Here is a 9,392-nt window from a genome sequence, read left to right on the forward strand (position 1 = left end):
CCATAGAAAAATAAAAAACCGTAATACTTTAATTAGAGTATTGCGGTTTTTTGTTGTGGTCCCACCTGTAATGTCCCCAGTGTATTTATGTGGCATTAGATGGAGTTATATTTACTTTATATCAGCTATTTATAAAAATATTGGAGTTGTGTCGAGTGCTGTGGATGTAGGTGGGTTTAAGCGTATAATCAACAAAGTGTTTTATTAACTGTTATTTGATAGCATAAACATCAGTAATATCCTTGCAATTTTTGACTTCATTTAAAAAAGCGATTTTTAAAAACTTTCTGTCAGAGTATTTGTCGTCCTCAAAATCATCTATTTCTTCATCTAAAATCTGTATATAGGATTTTAATGACTCTCTTTCAAACTTTTTTTTCATTAATCTCAACAATGCCTTTGTAAAGCTCCTCACCTCATCATTATATCTACTCTTTATATCAAATATATCGTCCCATGTAATACATTTCTCTTTATCTCCTATCAGATCTACCTCTAATTCATTTTTCTCAAAATTTTGAAAGTCTTTTACGATAATGTGAGAAAATTTGACTTCAACCTCTACTCGATGTAAATCGGGATTAATATTAAATGGATAAAAAGCTTTCCTTCCTCCCTCAATAGGATCCTTTGTACTTTTTCTATACGAATTACAATGCATACATAATGGTACAAGATTTAAAAAATTAACGCTAGCAAATGGATAAATTGATTTGGGTAGATAATGATCATAAGCTTCCATATAATTACTATCTGCGCTTTCAAAAGACGAGTAACCGCAACAAGGACAAAATTTAATTTTATTTTGTTTAATAAGGTTATTGTAGTATTTGTGTTTATCACCAGGCACTAATGATCTATCTAATAAACTCTCATAACATTTTATAAAAAATGGTTTCATCATTTTTTCTACAATATCGGGTAGTTGTTTAACTTTGAGAGGAACAGTAAAACCACCACACACATCACTAATATTTTTAAGATCTGTAAAAGTTTTAATAATAATCCTTTTATTTTTTACACTAAGTTTTTTACATTCGGCGTAGATAGACTGTATATCGTCCCTAAACCATTCATATTTTAAGTATAATGGTCTCAGATTTACATCCAAATAATCTTCGCATTTTTTTGTTTGTTTACCACACCAAATTTCACAAACTAAATACTCCAAGTAATCTTGCAGCTTAAAAATATCATCATTTATAGGCTTATAAACTCTAAGCATTAATCTGATTTCTTTTCACTGTTAATATTTCTATTGATCTGATTAAGCTTTGCAAGTACTAAATCTTTTTCTATAGACTCTCCTAATCTACTAATTACATCCTTTGCAGATATAATATCTTTTTCAGTCTTAATATTACTATAATCTAACTTTAACTCTGATAAACTTTTATCTCCAATAGATTGATCAAAATGAAACATTTTTTCTAAAATAAAATCTACTCCAGCACCATAAGTGTTTATCCCCATTTCAGAGGCTTTTTTAACCGTTAATCTCTGAGTATGATCACCTTTATCAAAGAAGATAACATTATTAGGTAAACAATCGGAAATAACAAACGGAGAATGCGAAGTAAGAAGAATATCCTTTAGATAATGAACATTAAATCCTCCATTAGAATACTTTTTTTTATTACCATCTGTGATACTATCATTAAGCATCTTAATAAACTTTGCTCTCCATGATGGATTAAAATGTGTTTCTGGTTCATCTAATAATAAAAGAGCACGTTTATCCTTAAGCAATAAACAAATTCCCATCGTATGTAACAATTGGTGTTCACCATCTGAAAAATTTCTAAGTAATAGCGATTTTTCCTCTCCAGAATCTTTCAATTTTTTTACTATTATAAAATCTAGAAAATGAAACACATCATCTTTTGGACCACCTGTAGGAATCTTACCATCTGTGTAAAAACCCTGTGATCGATATACTTCTTCCTTCGTAGTATCATCCAAAAAATGGTTATTTAACTCATACAACAACCTAATCGCCTGAAATAATTTAAAGGACGAATCTTCAAAATGAATTCTAAACGCTTCTTTAGTTGGATTACTTCCTGTATCATCATCTTTTCCAACATAAAAATCCAAAACTAAATATTCGTTATCTAAAAACCATGAAGTAGCACAATGTTTAAATTTGATTAATTGTTCATTTTCTAAGATTGTCAATATCGGTTTTTCCTCTATTTTGCCACTTTTTAATTGATACTTAAAGTTTTTCAAATTAATGTGCATCCTAAAGCTTTCTAAGCATTCAATACCAACTTCTTTCCTTAACTGTTTTAGAGCCTCTTGATTTTCCAACAATAGACATGATAGTAAAACCGCTTGGCTCATTGCATTATCAATATATATTAAGCCATTCTCGGGTTCTTCGTATCGAGCTACCCCCTCTTTGGTATATTGTTTGAATTCATCAAGATGTACTAAACGTGCCTTTATAAAGGGCAAACTTAATATTTCATTTTCACCAGATGAATATCCAATAACGTGGTCTGGGAGATAAGACTTACCAGGAGCTGCCTCTTCTGTCTCTAGATTTGGTATTAACGAAATTAGGATTTCTTCTTTTGTACTATCAAAAGGAAATTCTTTTATAGTCATTAAAGGTTCTTGATCAACCTCTTTTGAAATTTTTACTTTATGGAAGTTATCCAGATCATAAATACTTCCATTATGTTGACCAATTAAATATTCTAATACAAATGCATCTGGGTTACAAATCTCTCTCCTAAAATTTGTTTTATTTCTTATACTGTCTGGTAGATACCGAGCTACGCAGATTTCCAAATGATAAAAAATATTCGCCAATGCCTCTAATACATTAGATTTACCACTGCCATTTAATCCAGCAAAACAAAAGGGACGAAACTCTTCCATAGCTGGAATATCTGACAAAGAATGGAAATTAATCTCAAAGCCCTGATAAAGACTTCGAAAACTATCCTCCATTTGTCCAATTTTCAATGATAAAAGTTTCATTATGACATTATTAGTTTTTTCTTTATATGATCGTACTCATGATTAACTTTTTCAGGATATTCTTTAAGTAGCCTGAAAGCCACATATTTCGCCTTGTCATATTGCATTATATCAGAAAAATTTTGAGTTGCCAACTTTTCTAACAATGTTTGACGGTAAGCTAGATCTTGCACTATTTCTATTATATCATTCTCTTCATTTGGTAGATTTAAATTGATAGCATTAAGTAAAGTTTCCAATTGAATTTCTACATCTATCAACTTTCGAGGACTTAAATGTTGAATAAACAAACTCTTTAAAAAATTTTCAATTAGAAAAGAGGAATCTAACATTTTATTTTTTATTACTTGTATAGCTTTATATTTAATTTCAAATTTATTCTGTAAATCTACTGGGGCATCTTTTATTTTTATTTGTTTTATGATACTTAAATTAAGCCCTTCCATTATAGCACCTCTACTTCTTGCCAATAATTGTTGTGCAACATAAGGATTAGAATGAAATGTGTATGATAGATAATAAGGGTTACATCTATTTTCGTCCAGAGTAATCGCAACCAAATGCTTTGTATTAATTGCAACTCCAATATCTTCAGGAACCACAGCTGACCTGCCTACAGTTCCCATTATAGATATCAAAACATCCCTTCCAAAAACTCGATTGCTTTTTAATTTTTGGTAATCTTCATTAGAAATAAATCGCTTTTTACCCCATCTAAATACATTATCAACTACATTATCAATTCCAAGCACAGCAACTTCTCCTTGCTCCATGAATTTATCATGAGTTAAAGAACTTCCAAAAGGACCTGTTCTCATACTTCCTTTTATTTCCTTCCTATAATCTTGAAGTTCAATTGTCTTCCATGTTTTATATCCAATGTTTTTAGAGCCGAATTGACTATGATAATAAGATAAAAGTATATTATCTAAAATTTGAATTGTTTTTTTTCGAATATCTATTATCTTATCAATTTTATCTAAAATTGTAACAATACGATTTTGCTCTTCAAAATTAGGAATATGAACTTCTATATTCTCTAAGTAACTTTTTGAGATGTGTTTAATTGCGGCACCTTTAAATCCTTTTTCTAATATTCCTGAATTGGCTTTTAAAAAATAATATACATATTTAATATTTATTTTATCATTATGAGATCTTATTTGGGTAACTATACAATCTGTAGAAGTAGCAAATTTTCCATTGAAATAATGAATACTTGGATTTCCACCTGTCCCAAAAATTAAGCACTCTCCTTCATAAAGTGCTTCATCAGACCACTTCGATTGAAATTGACTTGATGTAAAAAAAGGAAACTTACCTTGCTCAATACCTTCACCAGCCTTAAATGTAGATTTTGGCAGCCAATTCAGAATATTTTTTAGTTTAAATTTATCCATTACCAATTAATTCTTTAAGCTCTTCTAAATCTGTTTTTATTTCATCTTCTAAAGCTAGGATAGCGTTAAGTATTTCTTGAGGTGGATCATAATACTGCTCTTCATAATCAAAATCTTTGTAGCGATTAAAGCTCAGATCAAAATCATTCTTTTGAATTTCTTGTAATGATACACAAAAATGTTTTTTACGCTCCTGTGTACTTTGATTTTTTTCACAATCTTTTATATCAAAAAAGTCAACAGCCTCAGGTAATGGATTGTCACGAAGCTTTTTACGGTTATCATCTAAACTATACCCGTCTGTTTCTAATTCATAAAACCATACATTTTTAGTAGCAAAGGTTTTACGTTTAAAACCTTTCTTTGTGAAAATTAAAATTGAAGTTTTAACACCCGTATATGGCTTAAAAGCTCCGCTAGGAAGAGAAATAACACCATCTACAATACAATCTTTTAATAAGATCTCTCGCAGTTTTTTGTACGCATTATTACCCCCAAAAAGAACTCCCTCAGGAACTACCACTGCAGCTTTTCCATCTTTTTTTAATAATTGTATTATTCTCTCTAAAAATAAAAGTTCTGATTGAATATTTTGTGCCTTTCTGTTACCATCTTTATCATACTTAGGAGGGTACACTCTATTAAGTTCCAAACTTACATCAACGCTATCAATTCTTCCTGTAAATGGTGGGTTCGCAAGTATTTTAGTATATTGGATTCCTTTCTCTTCCACGTCAAATTGTTGTGAAAGTGAATCAATGTGTTTAATATGTGGTTCTTTTATATTATGCATCATTAAGTTCATCATTCCTAAACGAATCATTGTTGTATCAATGTCATAGCCATAAAAAGTTTTCGTAGTTAATTTTGTGGCTTTAGATGAACCCTCAGGTATATCACTTGCTGAAGTCTTAACTTTAAAACCATCAGCATCTACTTGCTCAATATCACCACTTGAGTTTTGTGTAATAATGTATTGATAAGCCCCCACTAAAAAACCAGATGTCCCACAAGTTACATCACAAATTTTATCATCTAATGTGGGTTTTAACAACTCACACATAAAGTGGATCAGATGTCTTGGGGTTCTAAACTGTCCATTCTTTCCAGCTTCTCCTGTTTGAGACAAAATTAATTCATAAAAATCCCCCAAAGTATCTTGAAAATACTGTCCCTCAGTCCTCTCCTTTTCTGCTTCAGCATATATTTCATTAATAATGTCAATCGCAGCTCTTAGTAGAGATGGTTTAGTAATCTCAAATTTAGACCCCTCCATTGCCTTTGTAAAGGGTTCATGTTTATTGTTAAGAGTTTTAAGAGTTTCAAATATATCAGCCATTGTTTTTGGCAAATCAATATCTGGATATTGAGTATAAAAAGACCATTTATATAAATCTTCTTGCACTAAACCTACATCCTCTGCTCTCCTCATAAAAAGCAAATAAGATATTTGTTCTAAAGCTGTTATTGGATTCGCTATCCCAGCTGCCCAGAACATATCCCATAAACTACTAATTTTATTTTTTATATTTGAATTAAGCATATAATTTTTAAAAGTGAATACAAATATAGCATTATCTGTTTGACTTTGCCGAGAGAATAACCAGTCTCAATCCTAAAGTACTGATCATCTTGCTCTAAAGAACATGATGATAAATTAAAAGTTTTTTAACTCTTTCTTTTGTTCCGAATTTTTAACTAATGGAATTATATTTCGTAATACAGTTGATAATTTATTATGTAAATGATTACCCATTAAGTTATCTGCGGTTTTTAATTGAGAATAGAATTCTTTAATTGTCATATATTGAGTTTTACCAAAATTAACTAAAAAGTCTTCTTTTAAAAAGAAGACTTTCCATAATTAGCATAGAATCAAACAATTTTATATCTTTTCAACTAATTTGAGAACAATTTGTTTTTATTTTTAATATTGTTCTGTTCCCACTGCAATAGTTGTTTGGGAAAACCATCCTTTTCTCCAAACTTTTTTATTTCTTCTTCTACCATATAGCCAACATATAGAACATCTTTTTTCAAATCTACTATTATAATGAAATTAGTCATATCACAATTATGAGCCTCACAACCTCCAGCTTCTAAAATGTCATTTTCGACCATAATCCCTCCTTCAACTGCCCACGTAGTTTTCATATACTCATATCTTTTCTTTCCAATTAAGCTTATTAATCTTTTTTTTAAAATAGGATTACTTAAAAGTTTTACATCATAAGAGTATTCTCCATTAAATTTTCTTAGAGAATTCAATGAAGTTTCTTCTGTTTTTGTATTTGAAATATTAATGCTCTTATCATTCTCTTTTTTAGTAGTGTTTTCATTGGTATCTTCTACAGGCTGTGTTTCATTTTCTTTTTTCCGAAATAAGCATCCCATTAATCCAATTGTATTTTCATCAATTATATCAATAATCAACTGTCCTCCATCTGGGTTATCAATGATAATTTTATCATTTTCAACTTTAAACGGAAATCTTTGCGATGATTTAGTTACTCCATTATAATAATATCCATTTTTTAATTCAATATAACCGACAATAGAACATCCACTTTCATAAAGATTTCCGTTATTTCCTTTGCTTGATATATATTCGTAAATTCCATCTAAGGAACTTTCAGATTTACACGATAACAACATTGCTAAAATAAAAAACAGGACTATTTTTTTCATTGTTAATTATTTTTTGTTAGATCATTATCTCCTGAAATCCTTACATATCGAACTTTACCTAACGTTGGAACATTTACAACTAAATCTCCATCAACATATGTAAATATTATTTTTCCGTTTTCAACATCCACCTTATCATCATATTGTCTACAATTCCAAATTTCATCAATGTATTTAATTTTGTTTCCATTAATAATCAAATCTTTTTTAGAATTAGCCATTCCAAACATCTGAATATTCATAGAATACGAGCCGTCATATTTATGATTTGTGGATTGATTACAGGCAGTAGTTATTAATGTTAAAAAACACAATAAAATAATTTTGATTTTTTTCATAGTTAGGGGCTTAATATTCAATTTTATAATTCTTTTTTTAATATTCCTTACTGAAACCCGTAATGATGTATGAAAATAAAACAGGCTTGAGACATTATCTCTACCTGTCTTTGAGGGGGTCGAAGCCCCGTACAACAAAGTAAAGCAATGCCCAAGCCCTAGCCTGAACATTTTGCTAAACTTTATCCTGTTGTACTTTTGAATTTTCGACCTTTCAAAGACAGACGTCAGTTTGTGAATATATAATGCTATTTAGATACAAACCTTACATACCTTCCCAAACAAGCCTACTTGTATAAATAAAATGCAATTGTATTTATTTGAAATTTAAGATAGTTTTATTGAATGCTTTTAGATTACAAAAAAGAATAGTCCTGAACTGGTATTGCTCCTTGGCAAAAAATATTCTTATAAATTATACCAGATAGTAATAAAATTTTTACTAAAATTAAACTTACTTAGTAATTTAGGCCTCACTTATCATTTCCCGCCTAAAGTTTTATTTCTTCCACCAAATCAGCCAATGAAATGTCTAGGGCAGAAGCTATAAGAGCAATTGTGAAAACATTTGATGTTACTTTCCCTTTTTCTATTTTATAGAGATATTGTCTGTCCTTCCCTATCAATTCAGCTAGTTCAGTCTGAGAAAGTTTCTTTTTCTCACGGAACTTTCTAATCTGATTGCCGACATCAACAGGAATTCTGGCTTTTAATTCAGTAATTTTATTTTCGTCTATTATTTTCACTTATACAAAGTGAAATATAAAGTACTACATTTATGTAACCTTATATTACTACAATTTATATATTTGTAGGAAAATAATATTACTTATGGTAATCCACAATAATTATTGGGGACTCATTTTTATTTTTGTCATTACAAATTAATTAATTATGCATTTATATAATACGACACACTTTGTCGTCTCATGATATTTTTGTTACAGTAAGAAGAATAGAATAATAACATTTAAACCACACTTATGATGAGATATTATTTATCCGGTTAAATAACCGACCGTAAAATAACTAATTAAAATATATGGTTTTCCCCATACTGAGATTAAAATATAATTTTAAATTTGCGCATAAAATAACAAATAGATGAAAAAACTCTACATGAGTGCATTTACGATGTGCACAATCCTAGGTCTGTCGGCCCAGGAAGTATTATGGCAGAAAGACATCAAATCCTCTACGCAGGATTTTCTAAGCCAGGTTACCACAACAATAGATCAACAGTATCTGATCACGGGAAGCTCAATTCAATCCAACCCTTCAATAAGCTCAGGAACCTCAAACCAGAAACAAAATAACGGCTACGATTTTCATGCGATAAAACTGAACCAGCAAGGAGAAGAAGTTTGGGAAAAATACATTTCAGGAAATAACCACGACTATCTTTCCGCAACCGTTTCTACACAAGATGGTGGATTTTTGATTTCTGGTACCTCATATTCAGGGAAAGGTCTTGATAAAAAAGAAGACTCCAAAGGCGGATCTGATATTTGGCTCATACGCCTCAATGAATTCGGAGATGAACTCTGGCAGAAAACTTTAGGAACTTCTTCTGATGAAGAAGCCAGATCGGTTATCCAGACCACTGATTTGGGATTTTTCGTAGTCGGAAATATTCAGAATTCATCCAAAGGATATGGTTCAAAAGATGTTTTGATTGTAAAACTTGATAAGGACGGAAAAGAACTATCTCAATCAGTTTTAGGAGGAAAAGGTCTTGATGAAGTAGAGAAAATGATTCCAACGAAAGATGGTGGAGCCTTGCTAGGAATCTATTCCAGAAGTACTACAGGCGGTTCAAAGAAAACCGAAAACTTTGGAGAAGGAGATTACTGGGTGATCAAGCTTGATAAAACAGGAAAAACAGAATGGGAAAAGAATTTTGGGGGCAAAGCAGATGACCATTTAAGAACACTCGCCTTAACTGCTTCAGGCTATTTAATTGGCGGCGAATCCA

The 9,392-nt window shown here is 30.5% G+C and carries 7 protein-coding genes and 1 pseudogene; 1 reads left to right on the forward strand and 7 read right to left on the reverse strand.

Annotated features, from left to right (window positions below):
* Window positions 1–211: 211 nt before the first annotated feature.
* From ACTJIV_RS19430 to ACTJIV_RS19460, 7 genes are all read right to left on the reverse strand, one after another.
* The gene (locus tag ACTJIV_RS19430) at window positions 212–1,225 is read right to left on the reverse strand and encodes a hypothetical protein (protein WP_440629185.1); all 1,014 of its coding nucleotides are present in this window, start codon (window positions 1,223–1,225) and stop codon (window positions 212–214) included.
* Entirely contained in the window at window positions 1,225–2,991 is a 1,767-nt protein-coding gene (locus ACTJIV_RS19435; protein ID WP_440629186.1) for a restriction system-associated AAA family ATPase, read from the reverse strand. Before ACTJIV_RS19435 ends, ACTJIV_RS19430 begins: the two co-directional genes overlap by 1 nt.
* Entirely contained in the window at window positions 2,991–4,391 is a 1,401-nt protein-coding gene (locus ACTJIV_RS19440) for a restriction endonuclease subunit S (RefSeq protein ID WP_440629187.1), read from the reverse strand. Before ACTJIV_RS19440 ends, ACTJIV_RS19435 begins: the two co-directional genes overlap by 1 nt.
* Window positions 4,384–5,934, reverse strand: coding sequence for an N-6 DNA methylase (locus ACTJIV_RS19445; protein ID WP_440629188.1), 1,551 nt, complete (start codon window positions 5,932–5,934; stop codon window positions 4,384–4,386). The genes ACTJIV_RS19440 and ACTJIV_RS19445 overlap by 8 nt, the downstream gene beginning before the upstream one ends.
* A gap of 356 nt (window positions 5,935–6,290) precedes the next feature.
* Window positions 6,291–7,079 carry a hypothetical protein gene (locus ACTJIV_RS19450; protein WP_440629189.1) on the reverse strand — a complete coding sequence of 263 codons (789 nt, stop codon included), beginning with the start codon at window positions 7,077–7,079 and terminating at the stop codon, window positions 6,291–6,293.
* Window positions 7,080–7,081: 2 nt separating this feature from the next.
* Window positions 7,082–7,417: a hypothetical protein gene (locus ACTJIV_RS19455; RefSeq protein ID WP_440629190.1), complete on the reverse strand. Its 336-nt coding sequence runs from the start codon at window positions 7,415–7,417 to the stop codon at window positions 7,082–7,084.
* A 491-nt stretch (window positions 7,418–7,908) separates the two neighbouring features.
* Window positions 7,909–8,163, reverse strand: a complete 255-nt coding sequence (locus ACTJIV_RS19460) for a helix-turn-helix domain-containing protein (RefSeq protein ID WP_111959044.1) — start codon at window positions 8,161–8,163, stop codon at window positions 7,909–7,911.
* A 358-nt stretch (window positions 8,164–8,521) separates the two neighbouring features.
* Here ACTJIV_RS19460 and ACTJIV_RS19465 point away from each other — a divergent pair.
* Window positions 8,522–9,392, forward strand: a pseudogene (locus tag ACTJIV_RS19465) (T9SS type A sorting domain-containing protein); the annotation flags it as partial.

This window comes from Chryseobacterium sp. 22532 (genome assembly GCF_052044665.1).
GTDB lineage: Bacteria > Bacteroidota > Bacteroidia > Flavobacteriales > Weeksellaceae > Chryseobacterium > Chryseobacterium lathyri.

Excerpts from the sequence above, each read along its gene's own strand:
- ACTJIV_RS19450 (WP_440629189.1), bottom strand. The coding sequence starts at position 7,079 with ATGAAAAAAATAGTCCTGTTTTTTATTTTAGCAATGTTGTTATCGTGT.
- ACTJIV_RS19430 (WP_440629185.1), bottom strand. The coding sequence starts at position 1,225 with ATGCTTAGAGTTTATAAGCCTATAAATGATGATATTTTTAAGCTGCAA.
- ACTJIV_RS19445 (WP_440629188.1), bottom strand. The coding sequence starts at position 5,934 with ATGCTTAATTCAAATATAAAAAATAAAATTAGTAGTTTATGGGATATG.
- ACTJIV_RS19440 (WP_440629187.1), bottom strand. The coding sequence starts at position 4,391 with ATGGATAAATTTAAACTAAAAAATATTCTGAATTGGCTGCCAAAATCT.
- ACTJIV_RS19455 (WP_440629190.1), bottom strand. The coding sequence starts at position 7,417 with ATGAAAAAAATCAAAATTATTTTATTGTGTTTTTTAACATTAATAACT.
- ACTJIV_RS19435 (WP_440629186.1), bottom strand. The coding sequence starts at position 2,991 with ATGAAACTTTTATCATTGAAAATTGGACAAATGGAGGATAGTTTTCGA.